The organism is Arthrobacter sp. Soil762, from assembly GCF_001428335.1.
Classification (GTDB): Bacteria; Actinomycetota; Actinomycetes; order Actinomycetales; family Micrococcaceae; genus Arthrobacter.
In genome coordinates this window covers 389,459-406,851 of record NZ_LMSG01000012.1, presented here as the reverse complement: position 1 = coordinate 406,851, position 17,393 = coordinate 389,459, and the positions used below count along the sequence as shown (strand labels likewise).

The window sequence follows — 17,393 nt, the reverse complement described above, 5'->3', positions numbered from 1 at the left end:
GACGGACGACGGCGGCACAATGGGCCGCATGGGCCAGCTCATCTACTCAGGCATCGCCTCCCTCGACGGCTACGTCGCGGATACGGACGGCAATTTCAGCTGGAGCGAACCGGACGAGGAAGTCCACACGTTCGTCAATGATCTCGAACGCGATGTGGGCACCTACCTTTTCGGCCGCCGCATGTACCAGGTCATGTCGGCTTGGGAAACCTTCGATACCCCCGATCAGCCGGACTACATCCGGGACTTCGCACGGATCTGGCAAGGGGCAGACAAGGTTGTCTACTCCACAACCCTCACCGCCGTATCCACGGCCAAGACCAGGATCGAGCGGACCTTTGTTCCCGACGCCGTCCGGGACCTCAAGAACGCCATGGACGCGCACATGGGCATCAGTGGCCCCACCTTGGCCGCTGCGGCGCTCAACGCCGGGCTGGTGGACGAATGCCGCGTGTTCCTCAATCCGGTGGCCGTGGGAGGAGGACTGCGCTTCCTGCCGGACGGGCTGAACCTGCGGCTGGAGCTCCTTGAGGAGCACAGGTTCGGCAACGGCGTGGTCTACCTCCGCTACCGCACACGGGCATAAGGGGCAGAATGGGGGCATGACCAGCATCGCTATCATCGGCGGCCACGGCAAAGTGGCCCTCCACCTGTCCACGCTTCTTACAACCGAAGGTCACAGCGTCACGTCGATCATCCGCAACCCGGACCATGCCGCTGACGTCGCGGCTACCGGCGCTACGCCGTCGGTGCTGGACGTTGAGAATTCGACGACGGCGGCAATCGCCGGCGCCCTCAGGGGCCATGACGCCGTGGTCTGGTCCGCCGGGGCCGGGGGAGGAAGCCCGGAACGCACCTATGCGGTGGACCGGGACGCGGCCATCCGGTCGATGGACGCGGCGGCGGAGGCCGGCGTCGGGCGTTATGTGATGGTGTCCTACCTGGGCGCGGGGCCGGACCACGGCGTCCCGGCGGAGAACAGCTTCTTTGCCTACGCGGACGCCAAGGCGGCGGCGGATGAGTACCTGCGCGGCACCGCACTGGCCTGGACCATCCTGGGTCCGGGGACGCTGACGGACCAGCCGGGGACAGGGCTCATCGAAGTGGACCCCGGAACGGAGGGCAGCCGGGCAACCTCCCGCAGTAACACGGCCAGTGTGGCCGCCGCGGTGCTTGACCTGCCCGAAACGGCGGGGAGGACCATCGAATTCAGTGACGGCACACTCCCGATTGCCGCCGCCCTGGAGCCGCAGCCGTAGCGGGTGGCTTAGGCCTGCGTTGCGAGCTCCAGGTCCAGGGTGTTCTTTTCCACATAGTCGAGGGCGCACCGTACGGCGCCGACGGTCACGATCGAATCGCCCAGCGGGGAAACCGCCACCCGCGCGGGAGTGACAGTGTATTCCTTCAGGCGTTCGGCGATCGGCCCAAGCAGCACGCCCGCAGACTTGGCCACGGCGCCGCCGATGACCACCAGTTCCGGGTTGATGATGGTGGACAGAGCCCCGATGACCCTGGCCATCCTGTCGGCGAGCCGTTCGAGGATCGCCCGCGCCACGGCATCTCCGTCGGCAGCAGCCGCGAAGACCTGCTCCGCCTCGACTCCTTCGGCGGCAAACTCCCGGAGGGATGTTTTGGCCTTGCCGGAAAGGGCGTCAGCCGCCCACGTCCTTGCCAAAGCGGCGATGCCGTAGGTATCTCCCACACCCTCCACCATGTCGAGGAAGGCGAGCTCGCCGGCGCCTCCGCCCCGGCCGTGCAGCAGCCGCCCGCCGTCGATCACTCCCGAGCCGAAGCGCTCGCTGGCGAGGATGACCACGACGTCGTCCACGCCGGCAGCGGCACCCCTCCAGCGATCGCCGAGTGCGGCCAGGTTCGCGTCGTTCTCGAGCAATACCGTCCAGCCCCGCCGATCCCGCAGGGCAGCCTTCAGGCCGACGTCGAACAGTCCCCAGAAGTGCTGCGTCACCAGCACCTCGCCGTTACGGTCCACTGGCGCCGCAATGCCGGCGCAGACCGCCAGAACGGAATCGGGGGAGGCTCCCACGCTGTGCAGGGCCATCATGGCGGTGCGGTCAATGACGGCGATGCGTTCCTCGGCCGGGATGTCTGCTTCCGCGAACGGCTGGCTGGACCTGCCTAGGGCCTTCCCACGGAGATCCGACACCACCACGGTGGCCTTGGAGACACCCACGTCCATGCCCAGAACGTAGCCTGCGCGTTCGTTGAGTTCGAACCGACGTGCAGGCCGGCCTTTCTGATAGCCGCCGAAGGCCCGCTGGTTTTCCAGCTCCCGGATCCAGCCCCGCTGCATGAGGTCCTCGCATACCGCAATGGCCGTGGCCCGCGTGAGTCCGGTGGCCTCCATGACCTCGGTGACAGTCACCGCTTCTGAGGCGCGCATGAAGTCAAGGACGGCTCCGGCACTCACCCGACGTAGTAATTGGGGCGTTGCCACGGATATTTCAGTCATGGGTGTTGACCTCTCTGTGCTCTGCACCACATAATACTTGAGGAACTAAATTTAGATTCCAAATAAACAATGCTTGGCCAGGTGGGTTGGACGGCCGCCGAGCCACCAGTCTTCTCCAAAATCCTTCAGTCAGCCTTTGCAAAGGAGCAACAGTGAACCGCATCCCGAAGCACTGCCCGCCTTCATCACAGTCCTCTCCCAGCCGCTGCCGTACTTCGGCTCCCGCCCTGTGAACGGCGTCATGGCGGCCGCAACGCTGCCCAGCAGGCGCTCCCTCTTCCGGGTGGCCGGTCTGGCCGGGGCGGCAGTCCTCATTCCGCTCTCCGGCTGTGCCGGCCACGCAGGCCAGCAGAACGGTGTCACCACACTCCGCTTCATGCAGAACAAGCCGGAGGTGGTGAACTACTTCAACCAGGTGATCAAGGACTTCGAGGCGCTCAATCCTGATATCCGGGTGATCCAGGACTTCAACGAGGGCAACTTCGTCCCCGGCCTGGTCCGGAACGATCCGCCGGACGTAGTGACCCGGGGATTCGCCACCGAAACGGCTGAGTTCGTCCGGAAGGGGATCTTCGCCGACCTGTCCGGCCTTCCCGTGGCCAAGACCATCGATCCGAAGTTCCAGGACCTCATCAGTTCCTGGGGGCAATACAAGGGGCACGAAACCAGCGCCCTGCCGTTTTCCATTGCCGCGGCCGGGGTCATCTACAACCGCGACATCTTCGCAGCCCACGGTGTGGCTGTTCCAACCACGTGGGACGCCTTCATCGCCGCGTGTGAGACCTTCAAAGCAGCAGGCATCACGCCGATCTACGGGACATTCAAGGACGCCTGGACCCTCCGCCAGGGTGCCTTCGACTACGTCACCGGCGGAATGCTCGACGTCGGGGGATTCTTCAGGGACCTGATGGCCAGGGGGGCCAACATCCCGCAGTCCGCCCCCGAGTCATTCAGCAACCACTACCGCTCCTCGCTGCCAAAAATCCTGCAGCTTGCGTCCTACTCACAGAACGGGGCGGCCAGCAAGAACTACTCTGACGGAAATGCCGCCTTCGGAAAGGGCCAGGCCGCCATGTATCTGCAGGGGCCGTGGGCGCTCTCCCAGCTGGTTCAGGCCAACAAGGACATCAAGCTGGGCACGTTTCCGCTGCCGGTCACCAACGACCCGGACCAGACCAAGGTGCGCGTCAACGTGGACATGGCACTCTCCATCACCCGGAACACGCGGAAAAGGGCCGCTGCGGAGAGGTTCCTCAACTACCTGCTGGAACCGTCCGTGGTCAACACGTACAACGAGAAGAACGCGGCGTTCTCTCCGCTGATGGGCGCCCCTGCCGTGAGCAACCCCCATCTCCGCGGTGTTGCCGCCCACGTGGCTGAAGGCCGCTACTACCAGGGCGCCGGAACATACTTCCCGCCGTCGGTCCCCATGAACAACTACATCCAGTCCTTTGTCTTCAACAAGAACGGTGAACAGTTCCTGACCGCGGTCGACGACGAATGGCGCCGCGTCGCCGAGCGGACAGCGGTCTGATGCCCACTACGATTCCAGGAGCCCCCATGACCGCAACCGCCCTGCCGGCTGAGACAGCCACGGCCGCGCACAACGACCCCGCCCGTGCGCTCGCTGTCCGGTCCAAGCGCCGGATCGACCCCACCTACTACTGGATGGTGGTGCCGGTCCTCTCACTCTTCGCCTTCTTCATCACCCTGCCAGCGCTGGTTGGTGTGTTCTTCAGCCTCACCAACTACGCAGGCTACGGTGACTGGAAGTTCATCGGCCTGTCCAACTACGTCAACATCTTCAAGGACCCGGCAATCCTGCAGTCCTACATCTTCACGTTCGTTTTTGCCTTGACCACCACCGTGGTGGTGAACGTCGTGGCACTGGCCATCGCCCTTGGACTGAATGCGAAAATCAAGTGGCGAACCGGCATCCGCACCGTGTTTTTTATCCCCATGGTGCTGTCCGCCCTGGTGGTGTCCTTCGTGTTCAACTACCTGTTCTCCAACACCCTTCCGGTGCTGGCCGAGCGGTTCGGCTTAACGCCGCTTGCCACCAGCATCCTGGCCAACGAAAACCTCGCCTGGCTGGCCATTGTGCTGGTCACCGTGTGGCAGGCCGCGCCCGGAGCCACCATCATCTACCTCGCCGGGCTCCAGAGCGTGCCAGCGGAGGTCTACGAAGCCGCGGACCTGGACGGGGCCGGCAGCTTCCGCCAGTTCCTGAGCCTCACACTGCCCCTCATCCTCGGATATCTCGTCATCAATGTGATCCTCGGGTTCAAGGGATTCCTGGGAACCTACGAGATCATCGTGGGCCTCACCGGCGGCGGACCCGGCATGGCGACGCAGTCAGTGGCCATGCGCATCTTCTCCGGCTTCACGGGTGGCGACTATTCCTACCAGATGGCCAATGCAGTCATCTACTTCCTGATCACTTTGCTGATCTCCGTCATCCAGCTGCGCCTCATCCAGCGCCGGGGGGTATCTCTCTAATGACCACATCACTACTTCCACGGCGCAGCGCCCGGGTCCGCACAAAACGAGTCTCCAGCCGCGAAGGCTTCAGGGTTAACTGGTGGCTCACCACCCTGATGCTGGTGGCCTCGTTGACTGTCCTGCTGCCGCTGTACTTCACCGTTGCCATGGCGCTGAAAACACCGGACCAGATCGGCACCGGGACCGGGCTTGCCTGGCCGAACCCGCTGAACTGGGAAAACTTCGCAGCCGCCTACGTGGCCACGAACTTCCCCCGGGCCTTTCTGTCCACGGCATTCGTCACCGTCTTCAGTGTCCTCGGCTCGCTGGCCTGCAGCTCGCTGGTTGCCTACGCCATCGCGCGGAACTGGAACCACCGGTTCTTCCGCGGCTCCTTTGTGTACCTTCTGTCCGCCATGTTCATTCCGTTCCCGGTGATCATCCTGCCGCTGATCAAGCAGACGGCATTGCTCGGCCTGGACAACCCGGCCGGCGTCGTCTTCCTGCACGTGCTGGGCGGAATCTCGTTCAACGCGCTGCTGTACATCGCCTTCGTCCGCTCCATCCCGGTGGAGCTGGAGGAATCCGCCCGGATAGACGGCGCCACCACCTGGCAGGTGTTCCGCAAGATCATTTTCCCGCTGCTGGCCCCCATGAACGCCACGGTAGGCATCTTCGCCTTCCTGGGTTCGTGGAACGACTTCCTGCTGCCGCAGATGATGATCGCCGACCCGGCCCTGCAGACCCTCCCCGTGGTCCAAATGCTGTTCCAGGGCGAGTTCAACACCAACTACAGCCTCGCATTCGCGTCGTACCTGATGGCCATGGCCCCCACGCTGGTGGTTTACATCCTGGCCCAACGTTGGGTACTGTCCGGAGTCATGCGCGGGGCCGTTAAATAGCCAGACTTATCCACCTAGCTAGAACAACCCAACCAAGAGAAAAGGATCATCCTTTGTCCACCACTGCCACTCTGGCAACCCTGTCCGATTCCGACCGCCTGGCCGATCCCAACTGGTGGCGCCAGGCCGCGGTCTACCAGATCTATCCGCGCAGCTTCGCCGATTCAAACGGTGACGGGATGGGTGACATCAAGGGCATCACGGCCAAGGTCCCGTACCTGAAGGAACTGGGGATCGACGCCGTGTGGCTCAGCCCGTTCTATCCCTCGGCCCTGGCCGACGGCGGCTACGATGTGGACGACTACCGCGACGTGGACCCCAAGCTGGGCACGCTGGCGGACTTCGACGAGATGGCCAAGGCGCTGCACGCCGCCGGCATCAAGCTGATCGCCGACATCGTCCCCAACCACTCCTCGAACCGGCACGAATGGTTCAAGGAGGCCCTCGCCTCGCCGAAGGGTTCCGCCGCCCGTGAGCGCTACATCTTCCGTGACGGCAAAGGACCCAACGGCGAATTCCCGCCGTCGGACTGGGACTCCGTCTTCGGCGGACCGGCCTGGGAACGCATCACCGAACCCGACGGAACCCCGGGCCAGTGGTACATGCACATCTTTGCCAAGGAGCAGCCGGACCTGAACTGGTCCAGCCGCGAGGTCCGCGATGACTTCCTCAAGACCTTGCGCTTCTGGTCCGACCGCGGCGTGGATGGCTTCCGCGTGGACGTGGCCCATGCCCTCACCAAGGATCTCACCGAGCCGCTTCTCTCCAAACTGGAGCTGACCGAGGCCAACTCGGGGACGGACGGGTTCGACGACGGTTCGCACCCCTTCTGGGACCGGGACGACGTCCACGACATCTACCTCGAATGGCGCGAAGTCTTCAACGAATACAACCCGCCCCGCACCGCCGTCGCCGAAGCATGGGTGCACGCTACCCGCCGTGCCCGCTACGCCAGCCCGGAGGGCCTGGGCCAGGCGTTCAACTTCGACCTGCTGCAGGCCGACTTCGATGCCGAGGATTTCCGCGAAATCATCACCCGCAACCTCGCCGAAGCCGCCGCGACCGGTGCGTCCTCCACCTGGGTTTTCTCCAACCACGACGTCGTCCGGCATGCCACGCGCTACGGCCTGCCCAAGGCGTCCAAGGGCAAGAAGCACGCCAAGGGCCAGGACGGGAAGGGCTGGCTGCTGGCCGGCGGCCCCAAGGAGGAACTCGACGTGGACCTTGGCGAGCGCCGTGCCCGCGCCGCCACCCTGCTGATGCTCGCTGTGCCCGGCTCGGCCTACCTGTACCAGGGCGAGGAACTGGGCCTGCAGGAAGTGGCGGAGATTCCGGACTCCGAGCGCCAGGATCCCGCGTTCTTCCGGAACAGGGGCGTTGAGGTGGGCCGTGATGGCTGCCGGGTGCCCCTGCCCTGGAAGGTTGAAGGGACCTCCTTCGGCTTTGGCGACGGCGGCGCGCACCTGCCGCAGCCGGACTGGTTCAGCAAGTACGCGGTGGAGGCGCAGGACGGCACCGACAACTCCACCCTGGAGCTGTACCGCACGGCACTGAAGCTGCGCCGCGAACTGCAGGCCGGCGAGGAGCTGGAGTGGGTGGAGACCGGCAACCCGGAGGTCCTGCATTTCCGCCGCCCCGGTAGCTGGCAGTCCGTTACCAACTTCGGGGACGCCGCCGTCGACCTGCCGGCAGGCACCGTCTTGGTCAGTAGTGCCCCGCTGGTGGACGGCAAACTGGGCGCCAACAGCACTGCCTGGCTGCGCTGACGTAACCCAAGATCAAACAGGTGGCGGGACCCGGCCGGGCCCCGCCACCTGTGTGTCTGCTCCGGCTCATGAAAGAGTGAAGCAATGACTGAACACAACGTTCCATCCTCCGCGCAGGAACTCATCTACGGCTGCATGGGCCTGGGCGGCAGCTGGTCCGATGAACCGCATGACGTGCAGCATGTGGACGAGGCCGCTGCCGCCGTAGAGGCCGCGCTGGACGCCGGCATCACGCTGTTCGATCACGCGGACATCTATCGTGGCGGCAAGTCCGAGGCCGTGTTCGGCGAAGTCCTCGCGGCAACGCCGGGCCTGCGTGACCGGATCCGGCTGCAGACCAAGTGCGGGATCCGGCTCCGCGAACGCGGGCTGGCCACACACTATGACCTCAGCCGGGAATCCATCCTGGAACGCGTGGACGGCAGCCTGAAGAGGCTACGGACGGACCACGTGGACGTCCTCCTGCTGCACCGTCCGGATCCCCTGACGGACCTGGCGGAGGTGGCGGCCGCCGTCGGGCAACTGCTGGCCGACGGCAAGGTTCGGGCGCTTGGGGTGTCCAACATGTCCGGCGCGCAGATCAAGGCGTTGCAGGAGCGGCTGGAGGCGCCCGTGGTGGCCAACCAGCTGGAGATGAGCCTGCTGAAGCGGGCCTGGCTGGAGAGCCAGGTCCTGGTGAACCATCCGGAGTCGATGGACTACAGCTTCCCGCACGGGACCCTGGAGTACTGCAGGAGCAACGGCGTTACCGTGCAGGCTTACGGTGCGCTGGCGCAGGGGTTGTACACGGGGGCAGTTCCGCAAAACCCGACGGCGGCGGAGACTGCCGCGGCTGCGATGGTTGCGGAGCTTGCCGGTCAGTACGGCACCACGGGGGAAGCTGTCCTCCTGGGGTGGCTGATGAAGCATCCGGCCGGCATTGCGCCCGTGATCGGCACCGTGAATCCGGCGAGAATCGCGGCCTGCGCGGACGCGGCCCGGGTGGCGAAGGCCATGACCCGGGCCGACTGGTACGGGTTGTGGATTGCGGCGCGGGGCGGCACCCTCCCCTGAGGGTGGTCAGAGGGTCGCCAGAAGCCCGGCCACGCTGTCAAGTGCACCCGGAACCAGGGAGTAATAGGCCCAGGTTCCGCGCTTTTCGCGGTGCAGCAGACCGGCGTCCACCAGGATTTTCAGGTGGTGGGAGACTGTGGGCTGGCCCAGGTCCAGGGGATCAGTCAGGTCGCAGACGCAGGATTCGCCGGAGGACTCGGCCTTAACGATGGACAGCAGCCGCAGCCGGTTGGGGTCGGCCAGGGCTTTGAAGACCAGGGCCTTCTGCTTGGCCTCTTCTGCGCCAAGGGCGGGCTGTCCTGCCGGGGTGCAGCAAGCTTCGTCCGTGATCGGATCGAGAACGGGCAGCGTTTTCATGTACCCATTATGCCCGAATATTGACCGCCATCAATGTATGAATCCTGCCGTTGGGCCCGGAAGTGGCCACACTCCGGAGACGGACCTGCCGGCCGAGTCTAGGCGCTGGTCTTTTCCGACGAGTGCGGAAGAACGGCGTCGTCCGCGCTGCGGGCGGCGGTGGGGAACAGGACGACGAGGAGCCCGAGGCCTACTGCCGCCCCGATCAGCTGAGCGGCGACGAAGCCGGGGACAGAAGCCGGCGCGATCCCGGCGAAGGTGTCGCTGAAGATGCGGCCGACCGTCACGGCGGGGTTCGCAAACGACGTCGAGGACGTGAACCAGTAGGCGGCGCCGATGTAGGCACCCACAGCGGGGGCTGCGAGGACGCCCCGGTTGGTGGCGGCCAGGGCGAAGATCAGCAGGACGAGGCCCGCGGTGGCGACGACTTCACCCAGCAGGTGCCCAGTGGTGGCACGGTCCTTGACCGAGATGGAGGTTCCCACCGCAAACATGGCGTTCGCGAGCACGCTGCCGCCTATTGCACCAACGGTTTGGGCAACCACGTATGTACCGAGGTCCGGCAGGGTCAGTCCGGCGCCGGTGCGCCGGCCGAGGATCCAGTCAACGAGCGAGACCACGGGATTGAAGTGCGCGCCGCTGACGGGACCGAACACCAGGATCAGCACCGTCAGACCCAGCACTGTGGCGGTGCTGTTCTGGAGCAACTGCAGGCCGACGTCGTTCGGAGAGAGTTGCTGTGCCGCGATCCCGGAGCCGACGACGATGGATACGAGCAGGCCGGTGCCGAGGAGTTCGGCGACGGCGCGGCGCCACAGCGGCGGCTGATGTGAAGTCATACCAACAGCTTGACGCAAGAAATTAACTCAGTCAAAATTGAACCAATGAATACTGACCCAGTTGAGGACTTTCAGACGCGGGTCGCAAAACATGCCGCCCTCGCAGATCCCGCGCGGCTGCGCATTGTGGACCTGCTGACGCTGGGGGATCTTGCCCCTACAGAGCTTCAAGCTGAGCTCGGGATGCCCTCTAACCTGCTGTCCCACCACCTGCGCGTGTTGGAGGGTGCCGGGCTGACGATCCGTCACCGCTCAGAAGCGGACAGGCGGCGCAGCTACTTCCGGCTTGCCGCCGGGGCGCTCGAAGGGCTGGTGCCGGGGGCTGAGCATGGGGCCAGTCGTGTCCTCTTCGTGTGCACGCGGAACAGCGCCCGGTCGCAACTGGCCGCCGCACTCTGGAATCAGATCAGCGGAATCCCCTCGATCTCGGCCGGAACTCATCCCGCGGAAAGTATTGCCCGGGGGGCCATTGATGTAGCCCGCCGCCACGGCGTCGCCCTCGCGGACGTTTCCCCGCGCCGGCTGGATGACGTGGGGCGCGATGAAGACTTCGTCGTGACTGTGTGCGACAACGCCCACGAGGAACTCCCCGGCCTTCGGGGTATCCATTGGTCTGTCCCGGATCCGCTGCGATTGAACACCAGGGAGGCCTTTGAGGGCGCCTTTACTGACATCTTCCATCGCGTCAAAGACCTCGCGCCCCGCCTGCGCGCTGCCTGATATTCCGGCGGATTCACATATTGACAATCATCAATCTTTCGCTCGATACTGCATGCATCGATAATCATCAATGTTCTGATTCCAGGAGAAAACCACGTGAGCACCGAAACCGCCAAGAAGCCCTCCGTCCTGTTCGTCTGCGTCCACAACGCCGGCCGCTCCCAGATGGCAGCCGCCTTCCTGACCACCCTTTCGAAGGGTGGCATTGAGGTTCGTTCCGCCGGATCGCAGCCCGCAGATAAGGTCAACCCGGCCGCCGTCGAGGCCATGGCCGAACTGGGTATCGACATGTCTGCCGAGATCCCGAAGGTCCTCACCACCGAGGCCGTCAAGGAGTCCGACGTCGTGATCACCATGGGCTGCGGCGACGAATGCCCCTACTTCCCCGGCAAGCGCTACGAGGACTGGGTCCTGGAGGATCCCGCCGGGCAGGGCGTAGACGCCGTCCGCCCCATCCGCGACGAGATCAAGACGCGCATCGAAGGGCTCATCGGCTCGCTGATCCCGGCCGCCAAGTAACCACACCCCGCGATTAGGGAGAGGGGGTGAGCTGGATGGACACCGATTGCTGCACCGATGCGGGCTCCTGCGACGAGGACGATCCGGACTGCTGCTGAACAGCACCGCCCCGGCCTGCCGGTCCCACAAGGCTCCGGCAGGCACCCCGATCGAACCGCACACCAACGGATGAAACAGAGGACAGCATGGATCCAGTGAAGACCCTTCCCGTCGCCGTCATCGGCGCCGGCCCCATCGGACTCGCCACCGCAGCCCACCTGCTCGAACGCGGCCTCGAACCGCTGATCTTCGAGGCCGGCCCGACGGCGGGATCCGCCATCGAACAGTGGCGCCACATCCGGCTGTTCTCACCCTGGCGGTTCAACCTCGACGCCGCGGCCGTGCATCTACTGGAAGGCGCCGGCTGGGTAGCTCCTCGCCTGACGGCACTCCCGTACGGCGGGGAACTGATCGATAATTACCTCGCCCCGCTGGCCGCAACCCCGGAGATCTCCTCCCGCCTCCAGACCAGCGCACGCGTCATTGCCGTTACACGCCAGGGCATGGACAAAACCCACGTTCGGGACCGTGACACCACCGCTTTCACCGTCCGGGTCGAACACGAGCACGGTGAGGTCCGCGACCACACGGTGGCCGCCGTCCTTGACGCTTCCGGCACCTGGTCCACCCGCAACCCGCTCGGTACCTCCGGGCTGCCCGCCATCGGCGAAGACACGGCCGCCGCCCGGATCTCCTCGCCCCTGCCGGACGTCACAGGGCGGGACCGTGCCACCTTTGCGAATCGTCGCGTACTGGTCGTGGGAGCCGGGCACTCGGCCGCGAACACACTGATCAATCTGGCAGACCTCGCCAAGGAAGAACCTGGAACCACAATCCTGTGGGCCGTACGCGGAGCATCCGCTGAAAAGGTCTACGGCGGCGGAGAGGCTGACGGCCTGCCCGCCCGCGGCCAACTAGGCGCCCGGCTCCGCCGACTCGTTGAGGCAGGAACCATCGAACTGCGCACCGGCTTTGGCATCTCCTCACTGAAGACCCTGGAGACCCACGTCAGCGTCGAAGCCGCCGACGGACGCACCTTGGACGCCGACGTCATCATCCCTTGCACAGGCTTCCGGCCGGACCTGGACATCCTGCGCGAGCTCCGGCTCAACCTTGATCCAGCCGTCGAGGCCCCAGTGGAGCTGGGTCCGCTGATCGACCCCGAATTCCATTCCTGCGGCACGGTCCAGCCGCATGGCGCCAGGCTTCTCGCCCACCCGGAAAAGGACTTCTACATCGTCGGCATGAAGTCCTATGGCCGTGCCCCGACCTTCCTGCTGGCTACCGGCTACGAACAGGTCAGGTCCGTCGCCGCGGCACTCTCCGGCGACCAGGCCGCGGCGGACACTGTCCACCTTGAACTGCCCGAGACCGGGGTATGCTCCAGCGACGTCGGGGCCGGCCGCGACGCACGGGAACCGGTCCTCATTGGATTCCCCACGGGGCTGGTCCACGGCCGCTCCGCACAACAGAAAGAAGACACCAACGCATGACCGACACCACCAACACGCCCCGCGTCCTGTTCGTTTGCAGCAAGAACGGCGGCAAGTCCCAACTCGCGGCCGGACTCATGCGGGACCTCGCCGGCGACGACGTCACCGTTTACTCGGCAGGCACCAAACCGGGCAGCTGCCTGAACAACGAGGCGGTGGAATCCCTGAACGAACTCGGCATCGACATTACGGGGGAACACCCTAAGGCCGTCACCGACGAGGTGCTTGGCGCTGTCGACGTCGTGATCGTTCTGGGCACCGAAGCCAAGCTCGAACCCCGCGAAGGCACGCGCTTCGAAACCTGGGAAACCGACGAACCTTCCACCCGGGGCATCGAAGGCACGGAGCGCATGCGCCTCGTCCGCGACGACATCAACGCCCGCGTCCGAAAGCTCCATGCGGAACTCACAGGGAACTAAGCCGGTCCAAACCGGTGGTAGAGCTTGTCGAAAGCTGGGTCTCGACAGACTCGACCACCGGCGCCGGCCGGTCGTATCTGTATTGTTCGGCACGTCCGGCGCCATGGCTTAGCGCTGGCGGTGCCCGGGCAGATACGGTAGTAGCATGACGTCACCCACCGCCACCGAGACATTACGCCCCAAGCGCAACATCCCAGCAGAAATCGCCCGTTCGTGGCTTCTGGTCAATGCCATGAAGACCGACCTGTTTGACCAGTCGGCTGTTTCGCGTGCTGACTCGATAATCCTGGACATCGAGGACGCCGTGGACCCGTCGCAAAAGGACGAGGCGCGCGGACACGTGATTGACTGGCTCAGCGGCGGCGGCCAGGCCTGGGTCCGCATTAACGATGCCACCAGCCCGTTCTGGGCCGATGACCTTGCAGGGCTGCGCGGTACGCCCGGCCTGCTCGGCGTGATGCTCGCCAAGACCGAATCAGCTGACCAGGTGACCGAAAGTTTCCACCGGATGGACGGCAAGACGCCCGTCATCCCGCTCGTCGAATCCGCTCTGGGTATCGAGGAAGCCAACAACATCGCCAAGGCCCAGGGTGCTTTCCGCCTGGCGTTCGGCTCCGGCGACTTCCGCCGCGACACCGGCATGGCGGCCACCCCGGAGGCCATGGCCTACCCCCGCGCCAAGCTGGTGGTCGCCAGCCGCGTGGGCAACCTCCCGGGCCCCATCGACGGCCCCACCGTGGGCACCAACCACCCCATCCTGCGCGAGCAGACCGGCATCACCGTGATGATGGGCATGACCGGCAAGCTATGCCTGGCCATCGACCAGACGAACGTCATCAACGAGGTCATCAGCCCCACGCCGTCGGACGTCGCTTGGGCCACGGACTTTATGTCCGACTTCGAGGCCAATGGCCGCGTCATCCGTGACGGCTCGGACCTGCCCCGCCTGGGCCGCGCCGAAAAGATCATGAAGCTCGCCATAGCGTTCGGCGTGCAGCCGGCGCTGTAACGCCACCCGAACACCCAAGCACAGGAGACCCCGTGACCGATACGCGCTATCTGGTTCACGGGGTCTTTTGGGATGGCGCCCCGGCGCAGACGGTAAGGCACGACGGCGGCAGCCCGGTTCTGCGCATCCAGTCACCGGCCGGGGATCTCCGCGAGGTCAGCCTTGAGGCGGGCGCCAGGCTCGGTTTCGCGGTGGCCGATCACGGCAGGTTCTGCCTGGGGCACCACAAGGTCCACTCAGCCAGCAGCCGCGACCACATCCTGTGCCCGGCCAGCGCCCCCGCCGTGAAGGGCAAGCAGTGCGAACGCTGCTTTGTGTTGGACGATTCCCGCCTCATCCACGATTTCCACCGGGGCGGCCGTGTTCCGGACGGGCTGCGCACGTACCTTCTGCAGGATCACTGGCTCTACGTGGCCACCTTCGCCGGCGGAGCCAGCAAGGTGGGCACGGCGTCCCACGTGAGGAAATGGAACCGGCTCGCGGAGCAGGGCGCGGTGGTAGCGCGGTACGTTGCCAGGGCGGAGGACGGCCGGGTGGTGCGGCTCCTCGAGGACATGGTGACGCGCGAGGCAGGCCTCGCCCAGCAGGTCCGCTCCGCCGCCAAAGCCGAGGCCCTCGCGGAGCCGTTGCCCGCGGCAGCCCTGGACGGCATCAATGAGCGGCACGCGGCCGCGGTCCGCACGCTGCTGGGCCAGGCCGCCGTCGACGATTTCAGCCCAGAAGGTTTCAGCATTGTGGACGAACTCTGGGTGCGGCCGGCGCAGGTGGCAGGGCTCTGCGCCCCAACGCCGCGCCACGCGTACCCCCATCCGCTGGAGCAGGGAAAGCACGGCTTCGGCATCACCTCGCTGAGCGGGACCAACGCCCTCGTCAGCCTGGCCGGAACGGATGCGGCCTTTGTAGTGAACCTTGGCCGGCTGGCTGCCCGGACCATCGTCCTCGGGGACTTCGCCTCGGAGGTGCCGGCCGTGCAGGAATCCCTGTTCTGAACCTGCTCGGTAGACTGTCACGGTGCTCAAAGAATTCTGGGAGTCAGCGCCCACCTCGTACAAAGTCCTGGTCTTCGGCGCCATGGGCCTCATCGGCGTCGGGATCATCCTGAACCTGATCGGCAACACCTCCGGAAACCAGGGCCTGGCCACAGCTTCCCTGCCGCTGATCGGTGTCGGCCTCCTCCTGCACATCGCCGGGATTGTGGTGCGCGGCCAGACCATCCGGAAGAACTACAAGCGATAAGCCGCGTTCCTGCGGACATGGCTGCGGGCGTGTTCCACGGCCGCTGCAAGGTCCTCGAACAGATGCTTGTGGTGGCGGAGCGAACGGATCACCCCAACGTTCGTTACCAGGGCAAGATGGTCCGGCCGGACACCCTTGAGCAGCACCGTGATGCCGCGCAGCTCCAGGGCAGAAATGACTTCCACGAGGGCATGGGCGCCTGTGGCGTCGAGCATCCGCAGCTGGGAGAGCCTGATAATGGCCACCTGGACGTCCTTCACCTGGCTGATCTCCTGGAGTATCCGTTCCGCCGCGCCGAAGAACATGGCACCATCCAGCCGGAAGATGGCAATATGCTCATCACCTTCGCTGCTCGGCCCCGAAATCTCCTCGCGCTCCACACTGCTCAGCGAGGCGAACTTCCGCAGGGTGAAGAGCGCTGCTGCGGCCAGGCCGATCTGGATCGCGACGATCAGGTCGAAAGCCACAGTGACGATTGCCGTGAGGATAAAAACCGCCGCGTCCGATCGCGTTGAGCGGAGGATCGCGGCAACGGTGCGGCGGGACACCATCCGCGCCGCGGTGACCATCAGGACCCCGCCCAGGGCTGCCAGCGGGATCCGGCTGACCATTCCCGATGCCAGGTAGACAATGCCCAGAAGCACCACGGCATGGACCGCGGCGGCCATCCGGGTTTTGGCTCCGGACCGCACATTGACGGCCGTTCGTGCGATCGCGCCGGTGGCCGGCATGCCGCCGAACAGGCCCGCGGCGATGGAAGCCAGGCCCTGGCCTGTGAGCTCCCGGTCGGGGCTGTAGGCCCCGCTTGGTGCGCCGTCCGGCCCGGTCATGCCTGCGGCCACCCGGGCGGAGAGCAGGGATTCGATCGAGGCCAGGACCGCAATTGCCACGGCGGGCATGGCCAGGCTGCCCAGCGAAGCCGGATCGAAGGCGGGGAGGGTAGGGGATGGCAGGGAGTGCGGCAGCGGGCCGATCCGCGGGATCTCCAGCTGCAGGAGTTCGGCGGCCGTGGTCGCCAGGAGCACCGCGAGCAGGCTCGCAGGTAGGGCCCGGAACAGCCGCTGCACCAGGACCATCACGACGGCGACGCCCGCCACGAGGGCGAGGGTCAGCAGGACTGTTGGAGCCACAGCGCCGGATGCCGCTTCGACGGCTGCCAGCAGGGTATTGTGTCCCGGGATGCCGGAGGTGCCGGTGGCGAGCGGAACCTGCTGGAGGAAGATGATGGCGGCGATGCCCAGCGTGAAACCTTCCACAACCGGCCAGGGGATGAACGCCACTGCCCGGCCCAGGCCGCTGATTCCCAGCATGCAGACCAGCAGTCCAGCCATGAGGGACAGCAGTGCCACGCTGCCGGTGCCGTGGACTGCCACCACCGGGGCAAGGACCACCACCATGGCGCCTGTGGGTCCCGATACCTGGACAGGGGAGCCTCCCATCACGGCCGCCACCAGCCCGGCCACGATCGCCGTGATGAGACCGGCCTCGGCGCCCACCCCGGAGCTGACGCCGAACGCCAAGGCCAGCGGCAGCGCCACGATGCCTACCGTAATGCCGGCCAGCAGATCCACCCGCCAAGATTGCCGGATGCCCATATAGTCGACCCGGGATGGCAGGAGCCTGCTGATTCCCCGCGAGACCGGGCGATGGTCGTAACTCACGGGGCGGATCCCTCCGGGAGGGGCCCCGCCGGCAGCTGCTGCGCCAGCCGGAGCTGTTCGTTGGAGTCGGTGAGGCTGTCCAGCAGGAAGGTCCGCGCGATGGCGAGAAGTTCCGAAACTCCCGGGTGTGCCAGGCGGTAAGTCACGGAGTTGGCGGACCGCACTGAGGTGACCACTTTGTGCTTGCGCAGGGTGGCCAGGTGCTGGGAGAGGTGGGAGGCCTCGAGCCCGGTTTCGGCGAGGAGGGAACTCACGGCAGCCGTGTTCTCCGGAGCGGCAGCCAACAGTTCCAGGATCCGAATCCGTGCCGGGTGGGCAAGGGCCTTGAACAGGTTGGCCTTGATCTCATAGAGCGGAGCCTGGGCGGGAGACAACATGGGCGGCGCTCCTGTGCGGAATGGCGGTCCAGGCAAGCACCGCAAAACAACG

19 protein-coding genes are annotated in these 17,393 nt (G+C 65.6%); 14 read left to right on the top strand and 5 right to left on the bottom strand.

Annotated elements, in window-relative coordinates; all coding sequences use genetic code 11:
- The first annotated feature begins 28 nt into the window (after window positions 1-28).
- Window positions 29-586, top strand: a complete 558-nt coding sequence (locus ASG77_RS09935; protein ID WP_056345170.1) for a dihydrofolate reductase family protein — start codon at window positions 29-31, stop codon at window positions 584-586.
- Window positions 587-602: 16 nt separating this feature from the next.
- Complete coding sequence (locus ASG77_RS09930) at window positions 603-1,259, top strand: SDR family oxidoreductase (RefSeq protein ID WP_056344565.1); 657 nt, start codon at window positions 603-605, stop codon at window positions 1,257-1,259.
- Window positions 1,260-1,267: 8 nt separating this feature from the next.
- Here ASG77_RS09930 and ASG77_RS09925 read toward each other — a convergent pair whose 3' ends face one another.
- Window positions 1,268-2,470 carry an ROK family transcriptional regulator gene (locus tag ASG77_RS09925; RefSeq protein WP_056344562.1) on the bottom strand — a complete coding sequence of 401 codons (1,203 nt, stop codon included), beginning with the start codon at window positions 2,468-2,470 and terminating at the stop codon, window positions 1,268-1,270.
- A 136-nt stretch (window positions 2,471-2,606) separates the two neighbouring features.
- Here ASG77_RS09925 and ASG77_RS09920 point away from each other — a divergent pair, with 136 nt between their 5' ends.
- The 5 genes from ASG77_RS09920 (at window position 2,607) to ASG77_RS09900 (ending at window position 8,672) form a co-directional block, all read left to right on the top strand.
- Window positions 2,607-4,004, top strand: coding sequence for an ABC transporter substrate-binding protein (locus tag ASG77_RS09920; protein ID WP_235564432.1), 1,398 nt, complete (start codon window positions 2,607-2,609; stop codon window positions 4,002-4,004).
- A 26-nt stretch (window positions 4,005-4,030) separates the two neighbouring features.
- Window positions 4,031-4,969 (top strand): carbohydrate ABC transporter permease, encoded by a 939-nt coding sequence (locus tag ASG77_RS09915; RefSeq protein WP_056344559.1) that lies wholly within the window; start codon window positions 4,031-4,033, stop codon window positions 4,967-4,969.
- Window positions 4,969-5,853, top strand: a complete 885-nt coding sequence (locus ASG77_RS09910) for a carbohydrate ABC transporter permease (protein ID WP_056344556.1) — start codon at window positions 4,969-4,971, stop codon at window positions 5,851-5,853. Before ASG77_RS09915 ends, ASG77_RS09910 begins: the two co-directional genes overlap by 1 nt.
- 53 nt (window positions 5,854-5,906) lie before the next feature.
- Complete coding sequence (locus ASG77_RS09905) at window positions 5,907-7,619, top strand: glycoside hydrolase family 13 protein (RefSeq protein WP_056344553.1); 1,713 nt, start codon at window positions 5,907-5,909, stop codon at window positions 7,617-7,619.
- An 84-nt stretch (window positions 7,620-7,703) separates the two neighbouring features.
- Window positions 7,704-8,672, top strand: a complete 969-nt coding sequence (locus tag ASG77_RS09900) for an aldo/keto reductase (protein WP_056344551.1) — start codon at window positions 7,704-7,706, stop codon at window positions 8,670-8,672.
- Window positions 8,673-8,678: 6 nt separating this feature from the next.
- On the opposite strand, the gene ASG77_RS09895 is transcribed toward ASG77_RS09900, so the two are convergent.
- Together ASG77_RS09895 and ASG77_RS09890 are read right to left on the bottom strand one after the other, a co-directional pair.
- Window positions 8,679-9,029, bottom strand: coding sequence for an ArsR/SmtB family transcription factor (locus ASG77_RS09895; protein ID WP_056344549.1), 351 nt, complete (start codon window positions 9,027-9,029; stop codon window positions 8,679-8,681).
- 98 nt (window positions 9,030-9,127) lie between these two features.
- Complete coding sequence (locus ASG77_RS09890; protein ID WP_056344547.1) at window positions 9,128-9,868, bottom strand: aquaporin; 741 nt, start codon at window positions 9,866-9,868, stop codon at window positions 9,128-9,130.
- Between the two features lie 45 nt (window positions 9,869-9,913).
- Between ASG77_RS09890 and ASG77_RS09885 the strand changes: the two genes are divergently transcribed.
- The 7 genes from ASG77_RS09885 (at window position 9,914) to ASG77_RS09855 (ending at window position 15,303) form a co-directional block, all read left to right on the top strand.
- Window positions 9,914-10,588, top strand: a complete 675-nt coding sequence (locus ASG77_RS09885; RefSeq protein ID WP_056344545.1) for an arsenate reductase/protein-tyrosine-phosphatase family protein — start codon at window positions 9,914-9,916, stop codon at window positions 10,586-10,588.
- Window positions 10,589-10,684: 96 nt separating this feature from the next.
- Entirely contained in the window at window positions 10,685-11,107 is a 423-nt protein-coding gene (locus ASG77_RS09880) for an arsenate reductase ArsC (RefSeq protein WP_056344542.1), read from the top strand.
- Window positions 11,108-11,292: 185 nt separating this feature from the next.
- Window positions 11,293-12,639, top strand: a complete 1,347-nt coding sequence (locus ASG77_RS09875) for an FAD-dependent oxidoreductase (protein ID WP_056344539.1) — start codon at window positions 11,293-11,295, stop codon at window positions 12,637-12,639.
- Entirely contained in the window at window positions 12,636-13,058 is a 423-nt protein-coding gene (locus tag ASG77_RS09870) for an arsenate-mycothiol transferase ArsC (RefSeq protein WP_056344536.1), read from the top strand. The genes ASG77_RS09875 and ASG77_RS09870 overlap by 4 nt, the downstream gene beginning before the upstream one ends.
- 145 nt (window positions 13,059-13,203) lie before the next feature.
- Window positions 13,204-14,067 carry an HpcH/HpaI aldolase/citrate lyase family protein gene (locus tag ASG77_RS09865; protein WP_056344531.1) on the top strand — a complete coding sequence of 288 codons (864 nt, stop codon included), beginning with the start codon at window positions 13,204-13,206 and terminating at the stop codon, window positions 14,065-14,067.
- A 32-nt stretch (window positions 14,068-14,099) separates the two neighbouring features.
- On the top strand, window positions 14,100-15,056 hold the full coding sequence (locus ASG77_RS09860; protein ID WP_082575932.1) for a DUF2797 domain-containing protein: 957 nt from the start codon (window positions 14,100-14,102) through the stop codon (window positions 15,054-15,056).
- Window positions 15,057-15,078: 22 nt separating this feature from the next.
- Entirely contained in the window at window positions 15,079-15,303 is a 225-nt protein-coding gene (locus ASG77_RS09855; protein WP_056344528.1) for a DUF3188 domain-containing protein, read from the top strand.
- Here the strand turns inward: ASG77_RS09855 and ASG77_RS09850 are convergent.
- Together ASG77_RS09850 and ASG77_RS09845 are read right to left on the bottom strand one after the other, a co-directional pair.
- Entirely contained in the window at window positions 15,291-16,898 is a 1,608-nt protein-coding gene (locus ASG77_RS09850; protein WP_056344527.1) for a SulP family inorganic anion transporter, read from the bottom strand. The genes ASG77_RS09855 and ASG77_RS09850 overlap by 13 nt on opposite strands.
- Window positions 16,899-16,960: 62 nt before the next feature.
- Window positions 16,961-17,341, bottom strand: coding sequence for an ArsR/SmtB family transcription factor (locus ASG77_RS09845; RefSeq protein ID WP_056344523.1), 381 nt, complete (start codon window positions 17,339-17,341; stop codon window positions 16,961-16,963).
- Window positions 17,342-17,393 lie beyond the last annotated feature (52 nt).

Excerpts from the sequence above, each read along its gene's own strand:
- ASG77_RS09885 (WP_056344545.1), top strand. The coding sequence starts at position 9,914 with ATGAATACTGACCCAGTTGAGGACTTTCAGACGCGGGTCGCAAAACAT.
- ASG77_RS09850 (WP_056344527.1), bottom strand. The coding sequence starts at position 16,898 with ATGGGCATCCGGCAATCTTGGCGGGTGGATCTGCTGGCCGGCATTACG.
- ASG77_RS09875 (WP_056344539.1), top strand. The coding sequence starts at position 11,293 with ATGGATCCAGTGAAGACCCTTCCCGTCGCCGTCATCGGCGCCGGCCCC.
- ASG77_RS09930 (WP_056344565.1), top strand. The coding sequence starts at position 603 with ATGACCAGCATCGCTATCATCGGCGGCCACGGCAAAGTGGCCCTCCAC.
- ASG77_RS09890 (WP_056344547.1), bottom strand. The coding sequence starts at position 9,868 with ATGACTTCACATCAGCCGCCGCTGTGGCGCCGCGCCGTCGCCGAACTC.
- ASG77_RS09895 (WP_056344549.1), bottom strand. The coding sequence starts at position 9,029 with ATGAAAACGCTGCCCGTTCTCGATCCGATCACGGACGAAGCTTGCTGC.
- ASG77_RS09900 (WP_056344551.1), top strand. The coding sequence starts at position 7,704 with ATGACTGAACACAACGTTCCATCCTCCGCGCAGGAACTCATCTACGGC.
- ASG77_RS09865 (WP_056344531.1), top strand. The coding sequence starts at position 13,204 with ATGACGTCACCCACCGCCACCGAGACATTACGCCCCAAGCGCAACATC.
- ASG77_RS09925 (WP_056344562.1), bottom strand. The coding sequence starts at position 2,470 with ATGACTGAAATATCCGTGGCAACGCCCCAATTACTACGTCGGGTGAGT.
- ASG77_RS09870 (WP_056344536.1), top strand. The coding sequence starts at position 12,636 with ATGACCGACACCACCAACACGCCCCGCGTCCTGTTCGTTTGCAGCAAG.
- ASG77_RS09845 (WP_056344523.1), bottom strand. The coding sequence starts at position 17,341 with ATGTTGTCTCCCGCCCAGGCTCCGCTCTATGAGATCAAGGCCAACCTG.
- ASG77_RS09915 (WP_056344559.1), top strand. The coding sequence starts at position 4,031 with ATGACCGCAACCGCCCTGCCGGCTGAGACAGCCACGGCCGCGCACAAC.
- ASG77_RS09910 (WP_056344556.1), top strand. The coding sequence starts at position 4,969 with ATGACCACATCACTACTTCCACGGCGCAGCGCCCGGGTCCGCACAAAA.
- ASG77_RS09935 (WP_056345170.1), top strand. The coding sequence starts at position 29 with ATGGGCCAGCTCATCTACTCAGGCATCGCCTCCCTCGACGGCTACGTC.